The 25,557-nt window shown below is 72.3% G+C and carries 21 protein-coding genes; 9 read left to right on the top strand and 12 right to left on the bottom strand.

Annotated elements, in window-relative coordinates:
* Positions 1-4 precede the first annotated feature (4 nt).
* From valS to Q5425_RS01245, 4 genes are all read left to right on the top strand, one after another.
* Positions 5-2,530 carry a valine--tRNA ligase gene (gene valS, locus Q5425_RS01230; protein WP_308670153.1) on the top strand — a complete coding sequence of 842 codons (2,526 nt, stop codon included), beginning with the start codon at positions 5-7 and terminating at the stop codon, positions 2,528-2,530.
* Positions 2,531-2,653: 123 nt separating this feature from the next.
* Positions 2,654-3,979: a hypothetical protein gene (locus tag Q5425_RS01235; RefSeq protein ID WP_308670154.1), complete on the top strand. Its 1,326-nt coding sequence runs from the start codon at positions 2,654-2,656 to the stop codon at positions 3,977-3,979.
* Between the two features lie 19 nt (positions 3,980-3,998).
* Positions 3,999-4,751, top strand: a complete 753-nt coding sequence (locus Q5425_RS01240) for a hypothetical protein (protein WP_308670155.1) — start codon at positions 3,999-4,001, stop codon at positions 4,749-4,751.
* Positions 4,751-5,683, top strand: a complete 933-nt coding sequence (locus Q5425_RS01245; RefSeq protein WP_308670156.1) for a RimK domain-containing protein ATP-grasp — start codon at positions 4,751-4,753, stop codon at positions 5,681-5,683. The genes Q5425_RS01240 and Q5425_RS01245 overlap by 1 nt, the downstream gene beginning before the upstream one ends.
* 7 nt (positions 5,684-5,690) lie before the next feature.
* Here Q5425_RS01245 and dapF read toward each other — a convergent pair whose 3' ends face one another.
* Both dapF and miaA read right to left on the bottom strand, forming a co-directional pair.
* Positions 5,691-6,518, bottom strand: a complete 828-nt coding sequence (gene dapF / locus Q5425_RS01250) for a diaminopimelate epimerase (protein ID WP_308670157.1) — start codon at positions 6,516-6,518, stop codon at positions 5,691-5,693.
* Between the two features lie 10 nt (positions 6,519-6,528).
* On the bottom strand, positions 6,529-7,440 hold the full coding sequence (gene miaA, locus Q5425_RS01255; RefSeq protein WP_308670158.1) for a tRNA (adenosine(37)-N6)-dimethylallyltransferase MiaA: 912 nt from the start codon (positions 7,438-7,440) through the stop codon (positions 6,529-6,531).
* 217 nt (positions 7,441-7,657) lie between these two features.
* Between miaA and Q5425_RS01260 the strand changes: the two genes are divergently transcribed.
* Positions 7,658-8,971, top strand: a complete 1,314-nt coding sequence (locus Q5425_RS01260) for a DUF349 domain-containing protein (protein WP_308670159.1) — start codon at positions 7,658-7,660, stop codon at positions 8,969-8,971.
* Between the two features lie 603 nt (positions 8,972-9,574).
* On the top strand, positions 9,575-10,030 hold the full coding sequence (locus Q5425_RS01265) for a hypothetical protein (RefSeq protein WP_308670160.1): 456 nt from the start codon (positions 9,575-9,577) through the stop codon (positions 10,028-10,030).
* 19 nt (positions 10,031-10,049) lie between these two features.
* Here Q5425_RS01265 and Q5425_RS01270 read toward each other — a convergent pair whose 3' ends face one another.
* The 3 genes from Q5425_RS01270 to Q5425_RS01280 all read right to left on the bottom strand — a co-directional run bounded on the left by Q5425_RS01270 (position 10,050) and on the right by Q5425_RS01280 (position 13,453).
* Positions 10,050-10,523 carry a hypothetical protein gene (locus Q5425_RS01270; RefSeq protein ID WP_308670161.1) on the bottom strand — a complete coding sequence of 158 codons (474 nt, stop codon included), beginning with the start codon at positions 10,521-10,523 and terminating at the stop codon, positions 10,050-10,052.
* Positions 10,520-12,013 carry a tRNA (N6-isopentenyl adenosine(37)-C2)-methylthiotransferase MiaB gene (gene miaB, locus Q5425_RS01275; RefSeq protein ID WP_308670162.1) on the bottom strand — a complete coding sequence of 498 codons (1,494 nt, stop codon included), beginning with the start codon at positions 12,011-12,013 and terminating at the stop codon, positions 10,520-10,522. The genes Q5425_RS01270 and miaB overlap by 4 nt, the downstream gene beginning before the upstream one ends.
* Positions 12,014-12,343: 330 nt before the next feature.
* Entirely contained in the window at positions 12,344-13,453 is a 1,110-nt protein-coding gene (locus Q5425_RS01280) for an FAD-dependent monooxygenase (protein WP_308670163.1), read from the bottom strand.
* 67 nt (positions 13,454-13,520) lie between these two features.
* On the opposite strand from Q5425_RS01280, the gene Q5425_RS01285 reads away from it, so the two are divergent.
* Positions 13,521-14,246, top strand: a complete 726-nt coding sequence (locus Q5425_RS01285; protein WP_308670164.1) for a TetR/AcrR family transcriptional regulator C-terminal domain-containing protein — start codon at positions 13,521-13,523, stop codon at positions 14,244-14,246.
* On the opposite strand, the gene Q5425_RS01290 is transcribed toward Q5425_RS01285, so the two are convergent.
* Positions 14,211-15,308: an NAD(P)/FAD-dependent oxidoreductase gene (locus Q5425_RS01290; RefSeq protein ID WP_308670165.1), complete on the bottom strand. Its 1,098-nt coding sequence runs from the start codon at positions 15,306-15,308 to the stop codon at positions 14,211-14,213. The two genes, Q5425_RS01285 and Q5425_RS01290, sit on opposite strands and share 36 nt — an antisense overlap.
* An 84-nt stretch (positions 15,309-15,392) precedes the next feature.
* Between Q5425_RS01290 and Q5425_RS01295 the strand changes: the two genes are divergently transcribed.
* Complete coding sequence (locus Q5425_RS01295) at positions 15,393-16,046, top strand: helix-turn-helix domain-containing protein (RefSeq protein ID WP_308670166.1); 654 nt, start codon at positions 15,393-15,395, stop codon at positions 16,044-16,046.
* 16 nt (positions 16,047-16,062) lie between these two features.
* Here Q5425_RS01295 and Q5425_RS01300 read toward each other — a convergent pair whose 3' ends face one another.
* The 4 genes from Q5425_RS01300 to Q5425_RS01315 form a co-directional block, all read right to left on the bottom strand.
* Positions 16,063-16,347 carry a hypothetical protein gene (locus Q5425_RS01300; protein ID WP_308670167.1) on the bottom strand — a complete coding sequence of 95 codons (285 nt, stop codon included), beginning with the start codon at positions 16,345-16,347 and terminating at the stop codon, positions 16,063-16,065.
* Between the two features lie 230 nt (positions 16,348-16,577).
* Complete coding sequence (locus tag Q5425_RS01305) at positions 16,578-18,329, bottom strand: cellulase family glycosylhydrolase (RefSeq protein ID WP_308670168.1); 1,752 nt, start codon at positions 18,327-18,329, stop codon at positions 16,578-16,580.
* Positions 18,330-18,410: 81 nt separating this feature from the next.
* Positions 18,411-19,847, bottom strand: coding sequence for an RICIN domain-containing protein (locus Q5425_RS01310; RefSeq protein WP_308670169.1), 1,437 nt, complete (start codon positions 19,845-19,847; stop codon positions 18,411-18,413).
* Positions 19,848-19,868: 21 nt separating this feature from the next.
* Positions 19,869-21,248, bottom strand: coding sequence for a glycoside hydrolase family 43 protein (locus Q5425_RS01315; RefSeq protein ID WP_308670170.1), 1,380 nt, complete (start codon positions 21,246-21,248; stop codon positions 19,869-19,871).
* 210 nt (positions 21,249-21,458) lie between these two features.
* Between Q5425_RS01315 and Q5425_RS01320 the strand changes: the two genes are divergently transcribed.
* Complete coding sequence (locus Q5425_RS01320; protein ID WP_308670171.1) at positions 21,459-22,181, top strand: protein kinase domain-containing protein; 723 nt, start codon at positions 21,459-21,461, stop codon at positions 22,179-22,181.
* Here the strand turns inward: Q5425_RS01320 and Q5425_RS01325 are convergent.
* Positions 22,166-23,494 (bottom strand): jacalin-like lectin, encoded by a 1,329-nt coding sequence (locus Q5425_RS01325; RefSeq protein WP_308670172.1) that lies wholly within the window; start codon positions 23,492-23,494, stop codon positions 22,166-22,168. The two genes, Q5425_RS01320 and Q5425_RS01325, sit on opposite strands and share 16 nt — an antisense overlap.
* A complete protein-coding gene (locus Q5425_RS01330) occupies positions 23,491-25,335 on the bottom strand; it encodes a phosphatase PAP2 family protein (protein WP_308670173.1) in 1,845 nt (614 codons plus the stop codon). The genes Q5425_RS01325 and Q5425_RS01330 overlap by 4 nt, the downstream gene beginning before the upstream one ends.
* Positions 25,336-25,557 lie beyond the last annotated feature (222 nt).

A 25,557-nucleotide genomic window follows, 5' to 3' on the forward strand; every position in this document is an offset into this window, starting at 1 on the left:
TTTCATGAGTACCCCATACGAGCGCCCGCGAGTCCCGGACAAGGTCGGTGTCGACGGTCTGGAGGCCAAGTGGGTACCCGTATGGGAATCCACCGGACTGCACCGCTTCGACCGGACGAAAACCCGGGCCGAGGTCTACTCGATCGACACGCCGCCGCCGACGGTCAGCGGGGCGCTGCACATCGGGCACGTCTTCTCCTTCACCCAAACCGACGTCCTCGCGCGGTTCAAGCGGATGCGCGGGCTCGAGGTGTTCTACCCGATGGGCTGGGACGACAACGGCCTGCCGACCGAACGCCGGGTGCAGAACCACTTCGGCGTCCGCTGCGAGCCGTCGCTGCCCTACGACCCGGAGTTCCGCCCGCCGGAGAAACCGGGCAAGGACGTCGTCGCGGTGTCGCGCCGGAACTTCGTCGAGCTGTGCGAGACCCTGACCGTGACCGACGAGCAGGTGTTCGAGCAGCTGTGGCGGCAGCTCGGGCTCTCGGTCGACTGGACGATGACCTACCAGACGATCGGGCACGACTCCCGGCTGATCTCGCAGCGCGCGTTCCTGCGCAACCTCGCCCGCGGCGAGGCGTACCAGGCCGAAGCGCCGACGCTGTGGGACGTGTCGTTCCGCACCGCCGTGGCGCAGGCCGAGCTGGAGGACCGCGAACGCCCGGGTGCCTTCCACGACTTGGCGTTCACCGGTCCCGACGGGGCCGACGTCGTGATCGCGACGACCCGGCCCGAGCTGCTGCCCGCGTGCGTCGCCCTGGTGGCGCACCCGGACGACGAACGCTTCCGGCCGCTGTTCGGGAAAACCGTGCGGACACCGGTGTTCGGCGTCGAGGTGCCCGTGGTGGCGCACCACCTCGCGGATCCGGAAAAGGGCCGCGGCATCGCCATGGTGTGCACGTTCGGCGACACCACCGACGTCACGTGGTGGCGGGAGCTGCGGCTGGCGACGCGGGTGGTGCTGGGCCGCGACGGCCGGTTCCTGCCCGACGCGCCGCACGACGTGCCCGCCGGGGCGTACGCGCCGCTCGCCGGCAAGACCGTCCACACCGGACGCGAGATCATGGTCCGGCTGCTGCGCGAAGCCGGGGCCCTGCGCGGGGAACCGCGGCCGATCACGCACTCGGTGAAGTTCTACGAAAAGGGCGACAAGCCCCTGGAGATCGTCGCCAGCCGGCAGTGGTACCTGCGCAACGGCGGGAACGACCCGGCGTTCCGGGAGAAGATGCTCGCCCGTGGCGAAGAGCTGAACTGGGTGCCGGGCCACATGCGGGTCCGGTACTCGGCGTGGGTGGAGAACCTGGCCGGGGACTGGCTGATCAGCCGCCAGCGGTTCTTCGGCGTGCCGATCCCGCTGTGGTACCGGCTCGACGCCCACGGCGAGCCCGACTACGACGCCCGGCTGCTGCCGGAGGCCCTGCCGGTCGACCCGAGCAGTGACGTCCCGCCGGGGTTCACCGAGGACCAGCGCGGGGTGCCCGGCGGGTTCGCCGCCGATCCGGACGTGATGGACACGTGGGCGACGTCGTCGCTCACCCCGCAGATCGTCGGCCGGTGGAGCGTCGACGACGACCTGTTCGAGCGGGTCTTCCCGATGGACCTGCGGCCGCAGGCGCACGAGATCATCCGCACCTGGCTGTTCTCGACGGCGGTCCGCGCCGAGCTGGAGCACGGCGTGCTCCCGTGGCGGGAGACGTCGATCGCGGGCTGGGTGCTCGACCCGGACCGCAAGAAGATGTCGAAGTCGAAGGGCAACGCGACGACGCCGGTGGACATGCTGCAGCGCCACGGTTCGGACGCGGTCCGCTACTGGGCGGCGAGCGCGCGCCCGGGCGTCGACACGGCGGTGGACGAGGGCCAGATGAAGGTCGGCCGCCGGCTGGCGACGAAGCTGCTCAACGCGAGCCGGTTCGTGCTCGGCCTCGGCGTGCCCGCGCCCTCCGCGGTCCCGGCCGAGCCGCTCGACCAGGCGCTGCTGGCGTCGCTTTCCACCGTCGTCACCCAGGCGACGGCGGCTCTCGAAGCGCTGGACTACGCGCGGGCGCTGCAGGTGACGGAGACGTTCTTCTGGACGTTCTGCGACGACTACGTGGAGCTGGTGAAGGGCCGCGCGTACGGCGACCTCGGCCCGTCGGCCGCCGCTTCGGCGCAGGCGGCGCTGGTGACGGCGTTGTCGGCGGTGCTGCGGCTGTTCGCCCCGTTCCTGCCGTTCGCGACCGAGGAGGTGTGGTCGTGGTGGCAGGAGGGCTCGGTGCACCGGGCGCACTGGCCCGCGGCGACGTCGTCCGGCGGTGACCCGGAGCTCCTCGCGCTGGCGAGCCGGGTGATCGCGGCGGTGCGCCGGGCGAAGACGGACGCGAAGGTGTCGATGCGCTCGCCGGTGGAGACGCTGACGGTGACCGCGCCGGCCGCGGTGCTGGCGCGGTTTGCGCAAGCCGAGCCGGACATCCGCGTGGCCGGCGCGATCTCGGAAGTCATCACGAAAGAAGGCGATTTCTCCGTCGAAGCCACGATCGGCAGCCCCGCCTAGCGCCGTCGGCCCGCCGGAATTCCCGCCCGGTGCACAAAAAATCATGGCCCGTGGTGTATCAGGGCGGGTTCCGCGGGGGTCTCTACCACCGATCGCCGCACGGCGGTCGATGGGAGGTTCATCATGACCACAGTGGACGAACTCGTCGCCATCAAGCAACGAGTCGAACGGGAACTGCTCGACCGGCCCGGCGTGACCGGCGTCGACGTCGGCTACAAGGAGGTCGGCGGGGAACGCACGGACCAGGTCGCCATCCGGGTGCACGTCGCCCGGAAAACCGACGATGTCCCGCACGAGGAGCGCATTCCGGAACAGATCGAAGGAGCCGTCACCGACGTCGTCGAGCGCCGGTACGAATTGCACGTCGCCACCCTGGAACTCGACGTTTCCGCGCAGGCGGACTCCACGCACTACGCCACGCTCCAGGGCGGGATCAGCATGGGCCCGAGCCGCGCGATCGACAACCACATCTTCGCCGGCACGCTCGGGGCGATCGTCGTCGACAACGTGACCCGCGCCCGCGCCGCACTGACCAATTTCCACGTCGCGGCCGTCGATTCCGGCTGGCACACCGGCGACCGGATGGTGCAGCCGAGCCGGATCGACACCGGCGTCGTGCCGGCCGACGAGTTCGGCGCCATCCTGAGAGCCACCCTCTCGGGCAACGTCGACGGCGCCGTGATCTCCCTCGACCCCGGGAAGGCGAGCTCGTGCACGGTCGCCGGAATCGGCGCCGTCCGCGGCGGCCGGGCCGCCGTCCTCGGCATGGCCGTCCGCAAGCGCGGCCGCACCACCGGCCTGTCCCACGGCACCGTCGACGGGATCGCGGCCACCGTCAACGTCGACTACGGCGACGGCCTCGGCGTGCACACGCTGACGAACCAGGTCAGCATCGCGGCCGACCCGGCCCGGAACCGGATCTTTTCCGACCACGGCGACTCCGGCTCGGTGATCGTCGACGAGGACGGGTTCGTCGTCGGCCTCCTCTTCGCGGGCGCCGGGCCCAGCACGGTCGCCAACCCGATCCGCGCGGTACTGGCCGAGCTGGACATCTCCCTGTGCACCGGCAAGTCGATCGTCAAGGACCTCAAGGACGGCCGCAAGGACTTCCTCAAGGACAAGGACGTCCGCAAGGAGCTCCAGAAGGAGTTCGCGCTCGACAAGCGGATCAAGGACATCCGGGACGTCTTCAAGGAGCGCGAGCACGGTCCCGGCCCGCTCGGTCCCGGCGGCGGGCAGGAGCTCGAACAGCGGCTGCGGGCGGTCGAGGACCAGCTCAGCGGGCTCGGCGGGTTCGTGGGCCCGGAACTGCGTCCCGACCTGGTCTCGCCGCTCACCGGCCCGGAGTCCCTGACCGACGCCGAGACCCGGCAGCTGCGGGCGGAGCTGGAACAGCAGGTCGCCGACTCGGTCGCCGCCAAGTCGGAATTCGACGCGCCTCCGGCGTGACGACCGGGGAGGCACCGCCGTGCTGCTCGTCCTCTGTTCGCTCGACGACACCGACAGCCAGTGGTTCGCCCGCCGGGCCACCCGGGCCGGCCGGGCGTGCGCCGCGGTGACGACCGAACACCTCTCGTTCGCCCGCCGGCACGACCACCGCGTCGGCCCGGCGGGCGACGTCCGCACGACCATCGAGCTCGCGGACGGCGTCGTGCTCGACGGCTCCGCGCTGACCGGCGTGCTGAACCGCGTCCGCGAGCCGCCCGCGCTCGCCTGGTACCGGGCCGAACCCGCCGAGCGCGACTACGCCTCGGCCGAGCTCTTCGCCTACACGCTCAGCTGGCTCGCCGGGCTGCGCTGCCCGGTGCGCAACAAGCCGACCCCGCAGTGCCTCGCCGGTCCGGCCCCGGACCCGGTGCACGCCTGGGCGGCAGCGCACGCCGCCGGTCTGCGCTGCGCCCCGATCCGGCTGGGCACCGCCACCCCCTGGCCGCCCGGCGACGCGGCGCTCGCGGGCGCCCGGGCCGCCGCGGCGGGGCCGGTGCGGGCGCGCCAGGTGCTCTGCCTGGACCGGGAGGTGCTCGACCGGGACGTACCGCCCGCCACGGCGGCCGGGGTGCGCCGGCTCACCGGGCTCCTCGGCGCCGCGACCGCGTTGCTCGGCATCGACTTCCTGGTCGGGGGCGACGACTGGTGGTTCGCCGGTCTCACCGCGCTCCCCACCCTCCGCACCGGCGGCGACCTGCTGGTCGACCGGCTGCTCCGGGCCTTGGAGGCGTGATGACGGTGTTGCTGTGGGGGCTCCCCGACGAGTCCCCGATCGACCTGGTCGCCACCGCGTTGCGGGCCCGGCACGCCGACGTCGTCTTCGTCGACTCCCGCGCCGCCGCCCACGACACGATCGACCTCCGGCTCGACCCCGGAGCCGGCGTCGGCGGCGTCCTGCGCACCCGCGACCGGACGGTCGAGCTCGCCCGGGTCACCGGGGTGTACCTGCGGCCCGTCGAGCCCGAGCTCTTCCCCGGCCTCGGGCCCGCGGAACTCGCCCGTGCCCGGCGCTTCTGCGACGCGCTGACCGCCTTCACCGAGCTGACCGGCAGCTCGGGGCAGTGCCGCGTCGCCAATCGCCTGCTCGCGATGGGCTCCAACATCTCGAAGCCGTACCAGGCCCAGCTCATCACCCGGCACGGCTTCGGCACACCGTCGACCCTGGTTTCCAGCGACCCGGCGGAGGTGCTCGCGTTCGCCGGCCGCCACGGCCCCCTGGTGTACAAGTCGATCAGCGGCATCCGCTCGATCGTCACCGCGTTCGACCCCGTCGCCGACGCCGGCCGGCTGGCGCGGCTGCGCTGGTGCCCGGTCCAGTTCCAGGAACGGCTCGACGGCCCCGACGTCCGCGTGCACGTCGTCGGCGACCGGGTCTTCGCGGCCGAGATCACCACGACGGCGATCGACTACCGCTACGCACGCCGAGAGGGGACGACGGCCTCGCTGCGCGCCCACGACCTCGGCCCCGGGCTCGCGCAGCGGTGCGCCGGGCTCGCCGCGGCGCTCGGGCTGCCGTTCGCCGGGATCGACCTGAGACTGGTCCCCGACGGCCGCGTGGTGTGCTTCGAGGTGAACCCGTCCCCGGGATTCACCTGGTTCCAGCACGAAACGGGGCAGCCGATCGCCACCGCGCTGGCCGCCTGGCTGACCGGGGGCCGGCCCTGACCGGGCCTCAGGAAGCGGCGGCGGCCCACCAGGCTTCGTCGATCTCGCCGCGGGCCACGATCTCCGCCGGGCCCGACAGCGTCGACGCGCCGCGCGACACCGTCACCTCGACGCGGCCGCCCGGGAGGTCCACTGTGGACCTTCCGGTGTCGGTGCCCGCCAGGTGGAAGGCCGCCGCCACCGCGGCGACCGTGCCGGTGCCGCACGCCCGGGTCTCGCCCACCCCGCGCTCGTGCACGCGCATCCGCAGCGCGCCCTCGCCGAGGCGGTTGATGAACTCGAGGTTCACCCCGTGCGGGAACACGTCGTGGTCGAAGTCGGGCTGGTCGCGCAGGTCCAGCCCGGCCACGTCGTCGTCCAGCAGCGACACCAGGTGCGGGTTGCCGACGTCGACCGCCACGCCGGAGAACGGGCGGCCCGCCACCACCGTGACCGAGGTGCCCGTGATCGTCGCCGGTCCCATGTGGACGGTGACGGAGCGGTCCGGGTGCACCACCACCGGGCGGTCGCCCGCCCGGGTGCCGACGACGAACTCGCCTTCGGTGGCCAGGCCCGCGTCCACCAGGTAGCGGGCGAACACGCGCACGCCGTTGCCGCACATCTCCGCGATCGACCCGTCGGCGTTGCGGTAGTCCATGAACCACTCGCCCGCGGACGGCTCGCCGAGCGCGGCGGCGCGCACGACGCGCAGCACGCCGTCGGCCCCGAGGCCGCGGCGGCGGTCGCACAGCGCGGCGACCCTCGCCCCGGTCAGCTCGAGGCGGCCCGCCGCGTCGGGGAGCAGCACGAAGTCGTTCTGCGTGCCGTGCCCCTTGAGGAACTCGATTCCGCCCATGGGGGCAAGATTACCGGCCCAGGGTATCCAGGACGCGCGCGGCCAAGCCGGGATCGGCGCCGTCGAACCAGCGGATCCGCTGGTCGCGCCGGAACCAGGACCGTTGCCGCCGGACGAAGCGCCGCGTCGCCTGCGCTGTCGCCGCGGCGGCCGCTTCGAAGTCGCCGTCGCCGTCCAGCTCGGCGAGCACCTGCTGGTACCCGAGCGCCCGCGACGCCGTCTTCCCCTCGCGCAGGCCCCGCTTCTCCAGCTCGCGCACCTCGTCGACCAGCCCGGCGGCGAACATCCGCCGGACGCGCTCGTCGACGCGCTCGTCGAGCTCGCCCGCGTCCCGGTCGACGCCGATCAGGACCGTGCCGTAGCGGGCGGGCCCCGGCTCGGGCAGGTTCGCCGAGAACGGCTCGCCGGTGATTTCGATGACCTCGAGGGCGCGCACGATCCGCCGGGTGTTGGTCGGCAGGATCTTGGCGGCGGCGACGGGATCGCGTTCACCCAGCCGGGTGTACAACGCGGCCGTGCCGAGCTCCGCCGCCTCCGCGTCCAGCCGGGCCCGGACCGCCGGGTCGGTGCCCGGGAACCGCAGGTCGTCGAGCACCGCCTGGACGTACAGGCCGGACCCGCCGGCCAGCACCGGCACGCGGCCGCCGGCCAGGAGCCGCTCGACCTCGGCCCGCGCGTCGCGCTGGTAAACCGCGACGGACGCCGTCTCGGTCACTTCCAGCACGTCCAGGAGGTGGTGCGGGACGCCGCGGCGCTCGGCCTCGGTGGCCTTGGCGGTGCCGATGTCCATGCCCCGGTAGAGCTGCATCGCGTCCGCGTTGACGACCTCCCCGCCGAGTACGCGGGCCAGGTCCACGGCCAGCGCGGTCTTGCCGGTGGCCGTCGGCCCGACCACGGCGATCGGGACAACGGGGCTGTTCACGGCGGCTGACGATACCTGCGGGCCGACACAGAGCGTCCACCGGAAGTAGGATCACGAGCTTCGAGTGGCCCATCCAGTACCACGGTGCGCGCTGAGCTGCTTGAATGCCGCGTGGGGCCGTAGCATCCGAGCACGGCCCGTGACGACCGCATTACCCGGCCCCGCTCCACGGCGGGGCGCCCGCGCGAGCGGGCGTACAGGCGATAAGGAGCCTGCGATGGCCCAGGAGAACACTTCCACCGGTACCCCGGCCCCGCACCCGGTGCCGCACGCGCTGCACGCCGGGCACGCCGCCCCGCCCGTGCCGCCCGCCGAACCCACCCCGTCGACCTGGGGCCGGATCGACGAGGAAGGCACTGTCTACGTCGTCACCCCCGAAGGCGAACGCGCCGTCGGCGTCTGGCAGGCCGGCAGCCCCGACGAGGGCCTGGTGCACTACGCGCGCCGCTTCGACGACGTGCGCACCGAGGTCGAGCTGCTGGAGACCCGGCTGATCTCCGGGGCCGGCGACCCGAAGCACGCGCTGTCGAGCGCCACCCAGATCCGGGACGGGCTGGCCGAGGCCGCGCTGGTCGGCGACCTGGCCGCGCTCGCCGCGCGGCTGGAGTACGTCATCGGGCACGCCGAGAAGGCGCTGACCCGCGCGAAGGCGGAGCGCGAGGAGGCCCGCGCCGCGGCGGTCGCCCGCAAGCAGGAGCTGGCCGAGGAGGCCGAGAAGATCGCCGCCGACTCCACCCAGTGGAAGGCGGCGGGCGACCGGCTGCGCGCGATCCTCGACGAGTGGAAGACGGTCAAGGGCGTCGACCGCAAGACCGACGACGAGCTGTGGAAGCGGTTCTCCAAGGCCCGCGAGGGCTTCAACCGCCGCCGCGGATCGCACTTCGCCGAGCTGGACAAGCAGCGCGCGTCGGCCAAGCAGCGCAAGGAAGAGCTCATCGCCGAGGCCGAGGCCATCAGCGAGTCCGAGGACTGGGGCGAGACGGCGGGCCGGTACAAGGACCTGATGACCGAGTGGAAGGCGGCCGGCCGGGCACCGAAGGACAGCGACGAGGCGCTGTGGCAGCGCTTCCGCGCGGCGCAGGACAAGTTCTTCGCCCGCCGCTCCGCGGTGTTCTCCGAGCGCGACGCGGAGTTCGGCGCGAACGCGGCCCGCAAGGAGGAGCTGCTGGTCGAGGCGGAGAAGATCGACGCGGCGGCCAACCTCGAGGCGGCGAAGAGCGCACTGCGGCGCATCCAGGAGCAGTGGGACGAGATCGGCAAGGTCCCCCGCGAGCGCATCCGTGAGCTGGACGGCCGGCTGAAGGCGGTCCAGGACGCGGTCAAGTCGGCGGAGGACAACCGCTGGCGCCGGACGGACCCGGAGGCCCAGGCGCGGGCGGCGCAGTTCCGCGAGCGGGTGGAGCAGTTCGAGTCCCAGGCGGAGAAGGCGCGTGCGGCCGGAGACGAGCGCCGGGCGAAGAAGGCTGACGAGCAGGCGGCTCAGTGGCGGGAGTGGCTGCAGGCCGCGGAGGCGGCGGTTGCAGATCGGTAAGGCTTGCGCTTTAGGCCCTTCCTGCCGGCTTCGGGGCTGGTGGGGAGGGCTTTTTGCTGGGGTGCTGGGGATTTGGCGGCTCTGGTTGCCGCCGCTTCGAACCGGCTTGTGCACCGGGCGGTGGGGGTCTTTCAGGGCTGACCGAACGCGAGGTCGTGCGGTTCGGGTGGCTCACGGCCGTCGCGGGCACCGCTGTCTTCGGATTGCCGCGGCTTCGAGCCGGCTTGTGCACAGGACCACCGTGATGTGGACAAGCCGGCTGGGCGGATGGGTTTCGGGCCGTTCTGTCGGTGAGCGCCGATACGCTGGAAGCGGGGGCAGCCCCCAGGGAGGGCGGGCCTTGCCGGGCCGGGCCTCGGCGGGCCGGGCCCCGGCGGTGCAGGCTTGGGCGGTGCAGGCTTGGGCGGTGCGGGCCTCGGCGGGTTGGGCCTTGCCGGGCCGGGCGGTGCGGGCCTCGGCGGTGCGGGCCTCGGCGGCGTAAGCCCAGTCGGCGCCGGGCGCTCGGCAAGCCGAAGGTGCACGGGTCGCCCGATGGGGTCTGGTCGCCGCCACGACCGGGGGTTATCGCGCGCTTCCCTTCCCTCCCGGTGCTGCACTTTGATCATGACCAGGACACCCCGCAGCGCCGGCAGGATTCTCTCCGCTCTGGTGATCAGCCTCGCCCTCGCCGGGCTTGCCCCCGCACTTGCCGCCCCCGCCGGGGCCGCGTCGCTCGTCTCGACCGCCGAAACCGGCAAGGGGAAGGTGAAAGTCGAGGGGAAGCTCGGCAAGGACCACGTCAAAGTCAACGAAAAGGTCGATCTCAAGGGCAACCTGAAGGTGCTCGACGCCGCCCGCGCCGAAGATGGCACCCAGACCCTGGAAACCGTCATCGTGCAGCAGCTGCAGGCCGGTGCCTGGGTGAACCTCGCCGACACCACCTGCCGGCCCAACGGCGGCTTTTCCTTCACCCTCCGCTTCAGCCTGAGCGCCACCGTCTCGCTGCGGCTCTACCACCCCGAGACGACCCTGTACGCCGCCGCCTACTCGGCCGGCACCCTTACTCTGCGCGTCGGCTGAACCTGGTCCCCGCCGGTTTTCAGGAGCGCGAGAACGCCGTGCGCATCCACTGCACCGCGAGGCAGATCATCGCGATCCAGGCGATCACCATGCCGAAACCGGGGCCGCCGCCCGCGGATCCCGGGGCGTGCGACGACTGCTGCGACCAGATCGCCAGCAGCCCGTCCACCGAAGCGAACCAGCCGCCCGCCGCGCAAACCCAGGCCAGCCACCAACGCCTCGTCACCAGGGCCAGTGCCGATGCCAGGATGCCGACGCCGGTCGAGGTCGCCGCGAACAGCTGGGGGATGCCGCCGCCCTCGCCGGCCAGTACCTGCCAGCCCGCGTGGTCGCCCACCCACGGGAGGATCAGACAGATCAGCAGCACGAACGTGAACACCGCGATGGTGAACCCGCGGCGGCCCAGCTCCACCGTGCGGGACGCGCGGGCGCCCGCTTCGTCGATCTCGGCGGCCAGTTCCGCCAGCTCACCCTGGCCACGGGGCTCGGTCACAGCGCACACCCACTCACCGGTTCGGGCTGGGCGGCCGGGGCACCGAAGCCCGGCAGGCCCAGCGTGACGCCGCTCGTCTTCGGCCGCAGCCCGGCCTCCGCGTTGTCGCCCGCCCGCGTCCGCCGGTGGGACAGCAGGTCGCCGTCGGCCACCAGGTGGTGCGGTGCGGCGTAGGTGACGATCGTCTCGACGACGTCGCCGGGGCGGACCCCGCGGTCCACCTGCGGGCCGGCCGGGGTGAAGTGCACCAGCCGGCCGTCGCGGGCGCGGCCGCTCATCCGCTGCGTCTCGGCGTCCTTGCGGCCCTCGCCCGCGGCGACGAGCAGCTCGACGCGGCGGCCGACGATCTTCTTGTTCTCGTCCCAGGAGATCGCGTTCTGCAACTCGACCAGGCGCTCGTAGCGTTCCTGCACGACCTCCTTGGGCAGCTGGCCGTCCATCGTCGCGGCCGGCGTGCCGGGGCGCTTCGAGTACTGGAAGGTGAACGCGCTGGAGAAGCGGGCCTGCGCCACGACGTCCAGGGTCGCCTGGAAGTCCTCCTCGGTCTCGCCGGGGAAGCCGACGATGATGTCGGTGGTGATGGCCGCGTCGGGCATGGCCGCGCGGACCTCGTCGAGGATGTTCAGGAAGCGCGCCGAGCGGTAGGACCGCTTCATCTCGCGCAGGACCCGGTCGGACCCGGACTGCAGCGGCATGTGCAGCTGGTGGCAGACGTTCGGGGTCGCGGCCATGGCGTCGATGACGTCGGAGGTGAACGCCGCCGGGTGCGGTGAGGTGAACCGGACGCGCTCGAGGCCGTCGACGGTGCCGCACGCGCGCAGCAGCTTGCCGAACGCCAGCCGGTCGCCGAACTCGACGCCGTAGGAGTTGACGTTCTGGCCGAGCAGCGTGACTTCGAGCACGCCCTCGGCGACGAGCGCCTCGACCTCGGCGAGGATCTCGCCGGGCCGGCGGTCGCGTTCCTTGCCGCGCAGGGCGGGGACGATGCAGAAGGTGCAGGTGTTGTTGCAGCCGACCGAAACGGACACCCAGCTCGCGTAGGACGATTCGCGGCGCGCGGGCAGCGTCGAGGGGAAGGTCTCGAGCGATTCGAGGATCTCGACCTCGGCCTCGGCGTTGTGCCGGGCGCGCTCGAGCAGCGTGGGCAGCGACCCGATGTTGTGCGTGCCGAAGACGACGTCCACCCACGGCGCCCGCTTGACGATCTCCCCGCGGTCCTTCTGCGCGAGGCAGCCGCCGACGGCGATCTGCAGGTCCGGGTTCGCGACCTTGTCCGGGCGCAGGTGCCCGAGGGTGCCGTACAGCTTGTTGTCCGCGTTCTCCCGGACGGCGCAGGTGTTGAACACGATCAGGTCGGGCTTCGCCCCGGCGCCGGCCGGGACGTAGCCGGCGTCCTCGAGCTGCCCGGCGAGCCGCTCGGAGTCGTGCACGTTCATCTGGCAGCCGAAGGTGCGGATCTGGTACGCCCTGGGTGCCTGGTTCTCGGTCATCGGCTTCCAGGGTAGACCCGCCCCCACCTGCGTCTCGGCGTCCCCTCCCGGCTGCTCCTCTTCTCACGCGGAGTCACCCGCTCGGCGGCCGCCGTGCGACGGCGGGTAGCGGCCGTGACCGAGGGGCGGGTCCGCCGGCGGCGGTCGCTCCCCCGGCGCCTCGGCCGCGGCCACCGGCTCGGCGGGTTCCGCTCGCTGCTACCGCGATGCGCAGTCTGCGGTCGGGGCCCCCGCAGGCCGCCGGGCACCGATCCGCTCCACGGCCCGGCTCACCTACTCGCGGACGCGCTGTGGGCAAGCAGGGTGTCGAGCGCACCGCCGAGCCGAAGCTCAGCTTGGTTGGAAGAACTCGAGCATCCTCCGGCTTGCGTCGGGGGACATCAGCAGTTCCTGCATCTGCGCGGACATCCGCGCCGCCGCGCCGGTGCGCTCGAACATCTCGCCTTCGTACTCTTCGATGGCCGCGGGGAAGTCGCCTGGGTGCGCCGCCAGGGCCAGGGCCAGGAAAGCGCCGTCCAGCAAGGCCATGTTCGCTCCTTCTCCCACCGGGGGCATCAGGTGGGCCGCGTCGCCGACCAGGGTGACGTCCGGGCGCGACGGCCACGTCAGGCCGATCGGGAGCGTTGTGATCGTTCGTGGCTGGACCAGGTCGTCGCAGGCTGCGATCAGGGCCGTGAAGCGGGGGTCCCAGCCGCGGAGGAGGTCGATCAGGCGGGCTCGGGCTGCGGGTGGGTTGTCGAACGGGATGCCCGTCTTGGCCAACCAGTCCTCGCCCGTGTTGTAAAAGCTGACGCCGATGCGGACGCGGCCGTCGCCGTTGCGCTGGGCCGCCAAGGACTTTCCGTCGCCCAGTACCCAGTAGTTGCCGCGGCCGACCATCGCCGCGAGGTCGGGGTGCGTGCGGTCGATGTCGGGGATGCCGAGCTCGACGACGTTCTGGCCGACGTGCTCCGGGCGGGCGTCGGTGAGCAGGGGCCGGACCCGGGAGTTCGCGCCGTCTGCGCCGACCAGCAGGTCGTACGGCGCGCTGGTGCCGTCGGCGAAGTCCAGCACTCCGTCGGCGGCGGACTCGAACGCGTGCCCCCAGCGCACGGCGCCTTCGGGGAGCGAGTCCAGCAGCAGGTCGCGCAGATCGGCACGGTCCACCTCGGGCCGCAGGAGCGGGGCGTCGTCGGGTGTGTCCTCCTGCAGCAGCAGCGTGCCGTCCGGCTCGAGGAGCCGCATGTCCTGGCCTTCGCCGCGAGCGATCGCGAAGAACCCGTCGATCAGGCCGGCCTCGCGCAGCGCCCGCTGGCCGGAGTGGATGTCGAGCATGCCGCCCTGGCCGCGGGCGTCGCGCGACGGTTCCCGTTCGTACACGACGGCCTCGATGCCGTGCACGTGCAGCACCCGGGCGAGCGCCAGGCCGCCCAGGCCGGCTCCCACGATGGCGATGGCCATGGATCCCCTCCGATACGGTGTCCGTCTCGATACACTGTATCGCAGAGTGCGTTGTATTGTCACCACCATGTTGGTGTGGGAGCGGCCGGAACCGCCGGATCGGCCGGTGCCGGCCCCGCTGAGCCGGGACCTGATCGTCCGGACGGCGGTCGAGCTGGCCGACGAGGCCGGCCTGGAATCCGTGTCGCTGCGCAAGCTCGCCGGCGCGCTGGACGTCGGGCCGATGCGGCTCTACGGCTACATCGACACCAAGGACGAGCTGCTCGACCTGATGGTCGACGCGGTGCACGCCGAGATCCGGCCGGCCGGCGACGGGTGGCGCGAAGTGCTGACTTCGGTGGCCGAGGCCACCCGCCGGGCCGTGCACCGGCACGAGTGGTTCGCCGACCTGATCGGCGGGCGGCCCCAGCTCGGGCCGAACGCGCTGGCCCGGGGCGAGGCGGTGCTGGCCGCGCTCGGCGGCGTCGACGTGGACATCGTCATGCCGGTGGTCACCGCGGTCGACGCCTACGTGATCGGCGCGGTCCGGCGGGAGATCGCCGAATGGCGTGCCGAGCGGGCCACCGGGCTGGACAAGCGGCAGTGGCAGAAGACCTTCGGGCCCTACCTGGAGCGCACCTTCGCCACCGGCCGGTTCCCCGCGCTGGAAACGGTGGTCCGCGACGGCGCCCACCTCGACGCCGACGAGACCTTCCGCATCGGCCTCGGCTTCCTGCTCGACGGCATCGGAGCAGGCATCGAAGCAGGCCGGCCGGAATCAACCCGCCAGCAGGGCGACCATCCCCCGGGGTGAGTCGGCCCCGAACATGACCGGGTAGATGTCGTCCGCCCCTTCGGCCTCCGCGCGCGCGAACATGGCCTGCTCGTACGAGGCCAGCGCCGTCTCGACGTCGCCGGGGTGGGCGGCGATGGCCCGGCCGAGTTCGGCGCCGTCCAGCATGGCCAGGTTGGCCCCTTCGCCGTTGGGGGGCATCAGGTGGGCCGCGTCGCCGAGCAGGGTCACCCCCGGCACGCGGTCCCAGCGGTGCCCGATCGGCAACGTGCAGAGGCGGCGCAGCACCGGCGGGGTGTCGCTGCCGGTGATCAGGGCGGTCAGCTCGGGAGCCCAGCCGCCGAACTCCCCGGCGACCCGCGCGGTCACCGTCGCGGCATCGGCGCCGTCGAGCCAGTCCTGGGGTTTGAACAGGTGCGTGTACGCGTGGAGGGTGCCGCCGCTCTCCCGGTGGGCCACGATCCCCTGGCCCGGCGAGAGCGCGTAGAGCGCTCCGGCGCCGACGGCCTTCGCGGCGGCGGGGTGGCGGGTGTCGCCGTCGAACAGGAAGGTCTCGACGACCGACACGCCGACGTACTCGGGGGTGGCACCCGAGAGCAGCGGCCGGACCCGCGACCACGCGCCGTCCGCGCCGACCAGCAGGCTCGTGCCGAAGGTGGTGCCGTCGGCCAGGCTCACCTCGTGGCCGCCGTCGCCGAGCGCGCGCACCGCGGTGACCTTGTGTCCCCATTGGACGGTGCCGGGCGGGAGCGAGTCGAGCAGCAGCTGCCGCAGTTCGCCGCGCTGCACCTCGGGACGCACGCCGGTGCCGTCGTCGGGCTGGTCGAGCAGCACGGTCCCGGTGCGGTCGACGACGCGGGAGGATTCGCGGCCGGGCAGGACGAGCTCGCGGAACCCCTCGGTCAGGCCGGCCGCTTCGAGCGCCGGCCGGCCGTTCCACGGGTGGATGTCGAGCATCCCCCCCTGGTGGCGCGCGGCCGGTGAGGCTTCCGCCTCGTGGACGGTGACCGGGATGCCGTGCAGGTGCAGCACGCGCGCCAGCACGAGACCGCCGAGGCCGGCTCCGATGATCGTGACAGTCATGGTCTACCTCCGATTGGATTGTCGTTCCAATCACCAAGCTAGCACGAGTTTGGATCGGCGTTCCAACCATGCGATGATCGGCACATGGCAAAACGGCGTGCGGACGGGCTGTCCAAGGCGGTGATCGTCCGGGCCGCGGCCGAGATCCTGGACGAAGGCGGCGAGGCGGCGCTGACGTTCCGCGCGCTCACCACGCGCCTGGCCACCGGCTACGGGGCGATCTACCACCACGTCGCGAACAAGAGCGATCTGCTCGCGGCGGCGACCGGCGACGTCATCGCCCGCGTCACGAGCGGCGTGGCCGGCGACGCGCAGCCGCGGGAGGCGCTGCGCGCGGTCGCGCTGGGCCTGTTCGACGCGATCGACGCCCACCCGTGGGTCGGGGCCCAGCTCTCGCGGGAGCCGTGGCGGCCCGCGCTCCTGGAGATCTACGAGAGCATCGGCGGGCTGCTCGAGGCGCTCGACGTGCCCGAGCGAGCGCTGTTCGACGCCGCGGGCGCGCTGGTGAACTACGTCCTCGGGGTCGCCGGGCAGAACGCCGCGAACGCTCGGCTCCTCGCCGCCGGCGAGGGGGACCGGTCGGCCTTCCTGGCCGGCGTTTCCGCGCGGTGGGAGGCACTCGACCCGGAGAAGTACCCGTTCGTGCACAAGGCCGCCGCGCACCTGCGCGAGCACGACGACCGCGAGCAGTTCCTCGCGGGCGTCGACCTCTTCCTGGCCGGTGCCGCGACCCTCTGACCCGCCGTGGCGGCGGTCAGGCCACGTACTTGCAGCCGGTGGCCCGGAGCACGCCGTTGGCCAGGACCTCGTAGGCGGTGCAGCTCTCCGTGGCCGGACCGACCGGGACGAGCAGCACGTCGAGGCCGACCAGCCGCCACGCGTACAGCGTCCCGATCCGGAACACGTACGGCGCACCGTGATCGGGGAAACCGGCGCAGGTGCCCGCCATGGTGAGCGCACTCCAGTTCGCCCGCTCCTGCGCCGCACTGGGACAGCTCGTCGTGGTTTCGGCCAGGGCGCTGGGCGCCGCCGCGAGCATTCCGCCTAGTGAGGCGGCCACGAGCGAAGCAGCCGCGACACACCGCCGAACCGACCGGAACCCGACCATTTCCCCACCCTTTCGACGTCGATTCCGAATGGGGGCGGCGAAACGCTCCGGCCCTCCCCGCGGCCTCACGCTACGCCGAGCGAACCGGGGCCGATATGGGACAACCGGGCGATCGCCGGGAAACACCCTTCCCCGAGCGGAATCCGTGGTGACGCCGCTGGTTACCGCACGGCAGCGGGCGCCCAAGCCGCGAGTTCCGCGCGAACCGCCGCCAGCTGGGCCGCGGTCGGCGCCGACGCCGGTTCCGCGATCAGCGCGTAGTGCAGGCCCGGTGTCGCGGGCAGGCGCAGCCGGTCGCCCACCCGGGTGACCGAAGCCAGGTCCGTGACCACCGTCGGTGTCATTCCCGCCGGCACGTGCAGTTCCGTCGGGGCGGCCGCGGCACTTCCCTGCCACACCAGCACTCCGTACCGCCCGGTACCCGTCAGCGCGGCGGTCGCCGGCATCGTGGCCGGCACCTGGTTCCAGGTCAGCGTCTGGCTTCCGTCGCGCGACCGGTCCTCGTACGTGAACGCCAGCGTGTGGCCCGCGACCGCCGCCGGGTAGAGCCGGTCGAGCAGGCGGGCGTCCTGGCGGAGCTGGACCGTTCCGTCGTCCGCGGTGCGGGCCGACGAGAAGTCCTCGCCGTTCCAGGCGTCGCCTTCCGTGCGGACCTTGTCCGGGTTGTCGTTCATCAGCTCGTGGTGGCGGCCGCTGTAGATGTCCCACTGCCACTGGGTTCCCGACAGCACCGGACCCGATTCCGCCGGCTTGCGCCACCAGTTCGCGCCCGGCAGCCGGGAGTCCAGGGCCTGGTACATCGCCTTGTCGACCGTCGGGGTCTTGTCGGAGGTGTAGCCCGTCATCGGGTGCCCGAACTCGGTGACGATCGCCGCCGTGCCCAGTGCGGCCGCGCGGTCGCGGACCGTGCCGAAGCTCGCGCTGTACTGGCCGTCGCCCGCCTTGCCCGGCATGAACACCCCGGACTGGGCGAGCTGGTCGTAGAAGTGCGTGTTGAACACGTACCGCGGGCCCATGGCGCCGGTGTCCTGGAAGCCGCCGGGGTGGAGCTGGAAGGAGATGTTGGCGTTCCAGAACATGTTCGGCTCGACGAAAGCGGGCTTGTCCTGCCAGCCCGCGGTGTCCATCGCGGCGCGGAACCGCGTGAAGAACGGCCACAGGACGTTCTGCTCCCACGCCTTGCTGTCCTGCCCTTGGTCGTACCGCCCGGCGAAGGGCTCGTTGTACGGGTCCATGCCCGCGATGCCGGCGAACTGGCCGGCCGTCAGGTTCGTCCGCAGGTAGGTCATCGTCTGGACGGCCTGGCCGACGAACTCGTCCTGGACGCCGCGGGCGTTGTGCCAGAAGTCCTTCGTGGCGTCCTGGACCGCGCCGTTCTGGGTGATGTTCTGGCCCCAGTGGGCGCAGATGCCGCAGCTCTCCGCCGGGTAACCCCCCAGTTCGACTACCCACTTCGGCGCACCGTCGCCGGTGTACCAGCTGCCGCGGTTGAACAGGTAGCGGGAGAACAGGTCCTGGTGGAAGTCGGGCAGGACGGTGAACCCCTCGTCCAGGAACGCCTTCAGCTGCTCGGTCAGCGCCGCCAGGTACGACGTGTTCACCGGCCCGCGGACCGGCTGCGTCCCGGCCCACGCGATCGGGAACCGCACCGCGTTCGCGCCGGTGAGCGCCCGCATCGACTGGGCCGAACGGCGCGCGTCGGCCGCGGAGGCGAACGGCAGGAAACCGTTTTCTGCGAGCTTGGTCTCCCCCGAGACGTTGAAGCCGCGCAAGACGACTTCGCGGCCGTACTCGTCGACGAAGGCCGAGCCGCGCACGGTCAGCCGGTGCGGCGGGACGTCTTCCGCCACCGCGGAGGCGACGACACCGGACGACAACGCCACGGCGGTGAGCAAAGCCACGAGCATGCGCATGATGGCGGCCCCAAACATGAAGGAGTTTCGCAAAAAGCTAGCGACCCGGTCCCCGGCCCGTCAAGGGCCGGACGGAGCCGATCAGGCCGCCCGCCGGAGCCACTGCTGGTTCGTCACGCCGGTGCACGGGTACTGCTTGACGGCGGCGCTGTCGGCCGTCGACGCGGACACGACGTCGAGGCATTTTCCGCTGTGGCGGGCCACCAGCCGGACGTACCCGCTGTCGGCGGCCTGGAGCTGCCACTGCTGGTTCGTGCCGCCGGTGCACGCCCACTGCACCGCCGCGGCGCCGTCCGCGGTGGAGCCGCCCGAGACGTCGAGGCACTTCCCGCTGTGCCGGGCGATCAGGTTGGCGTACCCGTTGCCGAGGTCGAGCACGCTCCACTGCTGGTTCCAGCCGCTGTTGCACGAATACTGCTTCACCGCCGTGCCGTCGTCCTTCGCGGAACTCGGGACGTCCGCGCACTTTCCGCTGTGTCGCGCGACCAGCGACTCGTACGCGCTGCCCGTGCCGGCCCCCGCGAGCACGCCCGTCGCCGCGTCGATGCTCACCTTCGGGAACCAGTTCATCGACATCGTGGTGGCACTGGGGAACGTCAGCGGCAGCCACACGTACCGCGACTCGGTGACCGGCCGGTTCCAGGCGCCCGCCCAGCGGTCGCCCAGGTAGAGGTAGGAGGTCGCCTGCGTGCCCTGCACCGGCAGCACGTACGCGGTCTGGCTGCCGTAGCCGGTGGAATCCCCGACGTTCGTCAACCCGCTCCACGTCCCGGTGACGCTCGTGGCCGTGGCGTACTTCTGCTGGTTCGGCTGCCAGCCCGTGGCACCCGAAGTGAGCAGGAAGTAGACGCCGTTGCGCTTGAACATCGCCGGGGCCTCGCGGTACGAGCCGGGCCACAGCGTCTTCACCAGCGCCGAAACACCGGTGTAGTCGGCGGTGAGCCGGTAGACGTTGAGATCGGCGTTCTCCCGGGCCGCGGAAGCCATGTACGCGGTTCCGTCGTCGTCCTTGAACAGCGTGATGTCACGCGACATGTGGGCGCCGAGCGGGCGGAAGCTGCCACGGTAGCCGTAACTGCCGTCGACCGTCGAAGACGTGGCCACGGCCGCGCGCGCTTCGGCGTAGTCGGCGCCGTTCTCCTTGTGCATCCACATCACGTACTGGCCGGTCGAGCTGTTGTAGATCACCTTCGGCCGTTCGATCTTCGCCCGGCCCAGCTCGGCCGCCGAGGACTGCGTCAGCACGTCGCCCCGGAACTCCCACGTCTTCAGGTCGGTCGAGCGGTAGGCCGAGACGGCCCGGAAGGTGTCGTCGGCGTTGCGGTTCTCGCCGAACCAGTAGTAGTACGCCCCCACCTTGAGCACGCCACCGCCGTGGGCGTGCACCAAGGCACCGGAGGTGTCGGTGAACTGGCTCCCGTTGGTCACCGTCACCGGCGCGGCGTGCGCCCCGGGCGCGCCGAGCAAGAGGGTCGCGAACACGAGCAGGGCCAAAACCGCGCCACGTCGTCGTAGCATGACGGCTCCTTCGCAAGCGGGTCAGTAGCCGACGCGGAAAGTCGCGTCCTGCTTGTCCACAGTGGAGGACGTGCTGCCGAGCGGGTCGATCCGCAGCACGTGGTCGTGGTGCCGGAGGTAGCGGTCCGGGAAGTTGTGCGAGCGGAAGGACGACCAGCTCGCGTCGGCGAGTCCGGCCGTCTGGTGGAAGGTGGCATCCGCCTTGAAGGTCGCCGAGCCGTCGTCGGCCGCCAGGCGCAGCTCGTAGTTGCTGTGCCGCAGGTACCGGCCGGGGTAGTTGACGGACTCGAACGACACGCCGGCCGCGTCCGCCAGGCCGGGGGCCAGCTTCCACAGCTGGTCGGCGTACGGGTCGAACGGGTAGGCGTCGATGCGCCCCACCGAGTCCGCGTGGCGGACGTAGCGGTCCGGGAAGTTGTAGGACTTGAGCCGCCGCCAGGCCGGTGCGCCCCACCGGGCGACGAGCGCGGACCTCTCCGCGGCCGTGATCGGCGTGATCCCGGGGTGCTTGGAGTTCAGCGGCTGCGTGTAGGCGCGGTCGCCCAGCAGCGTCCAGTTCCCGGCGGCGACATCCGTGGTCTCCCAGCAGAAGAACCGGCCGTTGGGGCTCCACGTGTCGCCCCACAGGTACCAGCGGTTCCCCGACGGCGCCGGCACGATCTGCGGCGCCTCCACCCCCCGCCCGGGTGAAATCCCGGTCTTGTAGGTGGTGAAACCGCCGGGGGCGAGGGCGCCGGAACGCTGGCCGACCAGAGTGCTGTTGGTGTTGTTCTTGACGTACAGGTAGTTGACCCCGCCGATGGTGGCCATCGTCCCGTCGATGGTCGCGTGGCCGGGGTCGAAGAACACCTGCGCGGCACCGACCGTCACGAAGTCGGTGGTGTAGTTGACCATGATGACGTCGTGGCCGCCGTAGGCCGCCGAGTAGATGATCGCGTACTGGTGGCGCGAAGGGTCCCAGAAGGCCTCCGGCGCCCAGCTGTGGGTGGCCATCGAGTGCAGCTTGAGCCGGCGGTAGCCGGTGAACCCGCGCAGGTCCGCCGAGTCCCAGACGTGGACGTACTGGTTCTGCAGCGACCAGTCGGTGCCCTTGAGGTCGGTCGCGAGCACGACGAACCGGCCGTCCTGCCCGCGGAGGACGAACGGGTCGCGCAGCCCGCCGGTGCCGGCCGTCGGGGTCACCACGGGGTTGTTCTGGTTCAGCGGCATCCAGTCGAGGCCGTCCGCGCTGACCGCCAGGTGCAGCCCGTAGCCGGCCCCCGCCATGGACGGCGATTCGGTGAAGTACGCCATGACGTAACCGTCGTGGGCGGCCTGGGCGCGGGCCACGGCTTTGCGGCCGAGCACGCCGGCGACCGCGGTTCCGGCCGCGCCCGCCATCAGTCCTCGTCGACTGATCATCGTCCACCCATCTCGCCGTCGAGTGCCGGGCACGGGAATTGTTAGCGCTAACAATTGTCAGTGTAGGTGAGCCACGCCACACCGTGTCAAGGTCCGATCGTCGGGAGCCGGACTCCGCTCCCGCGGGAAATCAAGTCGATCAAGCGAACCGGATCCGCGTGGCGGCCGTATCTCCGGGCAGGACGGTGGACGACTCGGAGGGACGACGACGTGACGCGCGAAGGGACACTCATCGGCGAGCGGTACCGGCTGCTCGGCCCGGCGGGCCACGGCACGGTGGTCTGGCACGCCCGTGACGAGCGGCTCGACCGGATCGTCGCCCTCAAGCCGCTGTTCGACGAGCCGCCCGCGGTGCCGTCGATCCCCGCGCCGCGGGGCGCCGTCTGCGACGTCGTCGACGAGGACAGCACGACCTACCTGGTGCTGGCCTACCCGGGCGCGCGGACGCTGACCGAGCTGCTCGACGAGCACGGCACGCTCGCCCCCGGGCTCGTCGCCCGGTTCGGCGCCCAGCTGGCCTCGGCGCTGGCGGCCGCGCACGACGAGGGCGTCCTGCACACCGCCGTCGATCCGGACCACGTCGTGATCTCGGCCGAAGGCCGCGCCGGGATCCTGGCCGCGACCGGCTCCGGTGCTCCCGCCTACCTCGCCCCCGAGGTGGTCGACGGCGGCTTCCCCGACTTCCCGGCCGAGGTGTTCTCGCTCGGCGCCACCCTCTACGCCGCCCTGCACGGCCGTCCCGGCGCCGAGGCGGCCGAAGCGGCCCACCACCCGGTCACCGAGGCCGTGCTCGGGCTGCTGCACCCCTACCCGACGGCCCGGCCCACGATGGCCGCGGCCGAAGAGCTGCTGAGCGGCTTCCTGCCCCGCCACCCGGTCTCGCGGCCGGACGGCGGGGCAAGGCGTGCTTCAGGCGACTACCGCTGCGTGTAGACGAACCCGGTCTTGTCGACTGCGTCGCCGGCGCGGCCGTGGAAGCCGGCGATCTGCCAGCCGTCCGGGGCCGTGCGGGTCACGCAGTCCGCCGTGGCCGTGCCGCCGGCCAGCGTGCGCCCGAGGCTGGTGGTGAACCGGGCCGAGAAGATCCGGGTCGTGCCGCTGTACTTGCCCTGGCACAAGGTCGCCGTCGTGACGTATTCGCCGCTGCCGAGTGTGAGCGACGCCGCGGTCCCGCCGGAGCCACCGTGCGTCAGGGTGGTGCCGTTCTCCAGGGTCACCCCGATCTGGTCGACGCGGGACCCGCTGCGCAGCGACAGCGTCCGCACCCGGGCCGCCGCGGGCACGGCGACGACGTCGGTGAAGTAGTTCCCGTGCGGGCCGCCGAACTGGTCCGACAGCTGCAGCGCCGGGTTGCGCTGCCAGCTGAACCGCACGGTGACCGGGTCGTGGTCGGACAGCATCCGGCCCTCGCCGTCGAGGAACTTGGCGTGCTCGTTGTTGTAGAAGGTCGCGTCGAGCGACACGAGTTTGCTGCCGCGGTAGAGCACCTTGTCGACGACCTCGCAGTCGTTGGTGACCGCCTGCGGGTCGCACACCAGCGCCGGGCTCCCGGGGGCCGGCGCGACGCCGCCACGCACGAGCTTCACCCACGCGTCGGTCAGGCCGTTGTCCGAGGCGAACCCGCCGATCGTGTCGGCCGCGCGGGTGTAGCGCGTGTTGGTGTCGCCCATGACGACCACGGCGTTGCCCGCCGAGTGCGACTTGATGAACGCGGTCAGCTGGGCCAGGTTCGACGCTCGCGAGGCCTGGTCGCCGTCGTTCGTGCCGGCGTTGGTGTGCGCGTTGTAGAAGTCGACGTACACGCCCTCGGCCAGCCGCACCCGCATGAAGGTGAAGCCCTTCGGGGTCAGGCAGTCGCCGGAGTCGAGCTGGCAGGACGTCCAGCGGACGCGCTCGAAGTCGTCGGCGTCGTACGGCAGCGACGACAGGGTGTTCAGCCCGCTGCCGATGCCCGCACCGCCGCTGGTGGGTGTGCGGTACGGGTGGTTGTCGGCGGCGTAGAGCTTGGCGTGGTAGTTGAAGTCCTCCTCGACGTGCACGACGTCGTAGGGCCCGATCCGCTGCCCGATCGCGGTCGTCGCGGGATCCCGCGGCGTCGGCGCGCTCGAGATGCTCTCGGGCAGCCCGGCGACGTTGTAGCTCAGCACCGAGAAGCTGCCGCCGCCGTCGGCGGCGTGCGCGGCCGCCGGGCTGACCACTGTGGACACCGCGGTGGCGAGCACCAGCGCGGCGAGGCGTTTTTTCACGAGAACTCCCGCAGGATTCGGACGGACAAACCGGTGGCGGTGTAACGCGGGACGACCCGGTATCCCGGGCGGTCGGCCCGGATGGCGGAGAACCGGCCGCGCAGGCGCCGGGCGCACAGCACGTCGGCCTCGTGCGCCGGGCCGGAGCCGGTCAGCCGGATCTCGAGGACGCCGTGCTCCAGGGTGGCCTCGCCGCGCACGAGCACCGCCGGACCGGCCGTGACGGACAGCGTGCCCCCGGTCTGGCGGTAGCCGCCGGCCCGGAGCCCGGCCACGCGCAGCGCGCCGCCGTCGAGGACGACGTCCCCGGTGCCCAGCGCGTCCGGTGCCGCCGCGACCAGCGTGCCCGCCTCGACACGGGTGCCTCCGCGGTAGCGGTTGCGCCCGGTGAGCGTCAGCGTCCCGGTGCCCGCCTTGACGAGCCCGCCGTTGCCGCCGATGTCGTGGCGCCAGCTGTCGTTCGCGCAGAACCCGCCGCGCGCGGCGTCCATCGTGACGCGGACACCGGCGTCGAACGCGCCGTAGCCGTCGGCCGCGGCGAAGAGGTTCAGGCGCCCCCAGAGCTCCGGGCCGTCGAGCAGCGGGTTCCCGGCCGGGAACGCCGTCGTGCGCAGGACTTCCCGTCGCTGCGCCGTGTCCAGGTACGGCAGGCGTGTCTCGAGGAGCACCTCGGCGCCCTTCGGGACCCGCATCGCGGTGCGGGCGGGGCGGTCCGGCAGCCCGTAGGCCGCCCGGCGCGCGACCATCGCGGCGTTCGCGCGGCGGTCGCCGTACTCGTCGGCGCCGGTGTGCGCCCGCGCGAAGAGCGTGTCGGCCGTCGTGCCGGTTTTCGCGGTGAAGTACTTCAGCGCCTGCTCGCGCGCCCCCGCCTTGAGCGTGGCGTGCTCCGGGTCGGCGAGCGTCGCGGCGGTGAGCGCGGTCGCCGTGATCCGGCCGCCGATCACGTCGGCGGGCGAGTGCATGCCGGCGACGATCCGCGTGTCGGACAGGTCGTAGGCGCGCGCCACCAGTTCCTGGAACCGCTCGGGGACCGCGTAGGCCAGCGCGAGGCAGGCCAGGTGGAACGCGTTGGTGTGGCCGCTGGGAAATCCGCCGTCGTCGACGGGGCCGATGTTGCGCTGCCGCAGCAGCTGCGGCGCGACGATCACCTCGGACTCGTAGCCGGGGTAGCCGAGCGCGTCCGTCCCGCCGGTGGGAACGACCCGGCTGTCCGCGGTCAGCCGCCACGGCCGCGGGTACTGGTAGGCGTACTTGCTCGGGTTGCCCGAGGCGAACGGGCCGCGGACGGTGTCGACGAGCTGCGCCACCAGGCCGAGTTCCGAGTCGTGCGCGCCGGCGCCGAGCGCGGAGCCCGCCGGGGCGTTCGCCGGGACGGCGTCGTCGATCTTCGACGGCGGCGTGCCTTCGGGCGCGGTGGTGATGCTCGTGACGGCCTTGGCGCCGCTGCGGTAGAGGCCGGCAAGGGGTCCAAGACCGCCGATGGCGGCGTAGGACTGGTGCTGGCGGTCGTAGACGAAGGCACGCTCGGCTTCGGCGGCGGTCCGGGCGCGGGTGACGGCGACGCAGTGCCGGACGTTCGCGCGCAGCACCGCCGCGTCGAGCACGACCCCACTGTCCCAAGTGGACCCGGTACGCCACAGCCGCTGCATCCCGGTGAGAATCCGCACCACCGCGTTGGTTTCCGGCGTGCGGTTGGCCGCGAGGTTGGTGCGGTAGGCGTCGACGAAGGCCGTCTCCTCCGCCCAGGCGGGGCCGCCGAGTGCAGCGGGAACGGCGGCGACGGCGGGCACGAGCGCGGACCAGCGCAGGAAGGTCCGCCGGTCCAGGTGCGCAGGAATCAAGTCGTTCTCCTGGGAAGGCGCCGGAAAAAGCGCACGGGAATCGCTGGAATGATCAGCGCCCGGCCGACCCCGGTCAAGGAGCGTCCGGAGTAATTCGCCGGTCGGCAACCTGCTCTTCTGCGGAAATATCGTGAATTCGTCGAATTCACCCCGGCCCGGACTTCGGCGGCGCGTCCGTAGCCGAGCCGTCCGTGGGCCGTGGCGCGGATGAGCACCCACCAG

Origin of the sequence: Amycolatopsis sp. A133, assembly GCF_031082405.1 — a bacterium.
In the GTDB taxonomy this organism is placed as follows: Bacteria; Actinomycetota; Actinomycetes; order Mycobacteriales; family Pseudonocardiaceae; genus Amycolatopsis.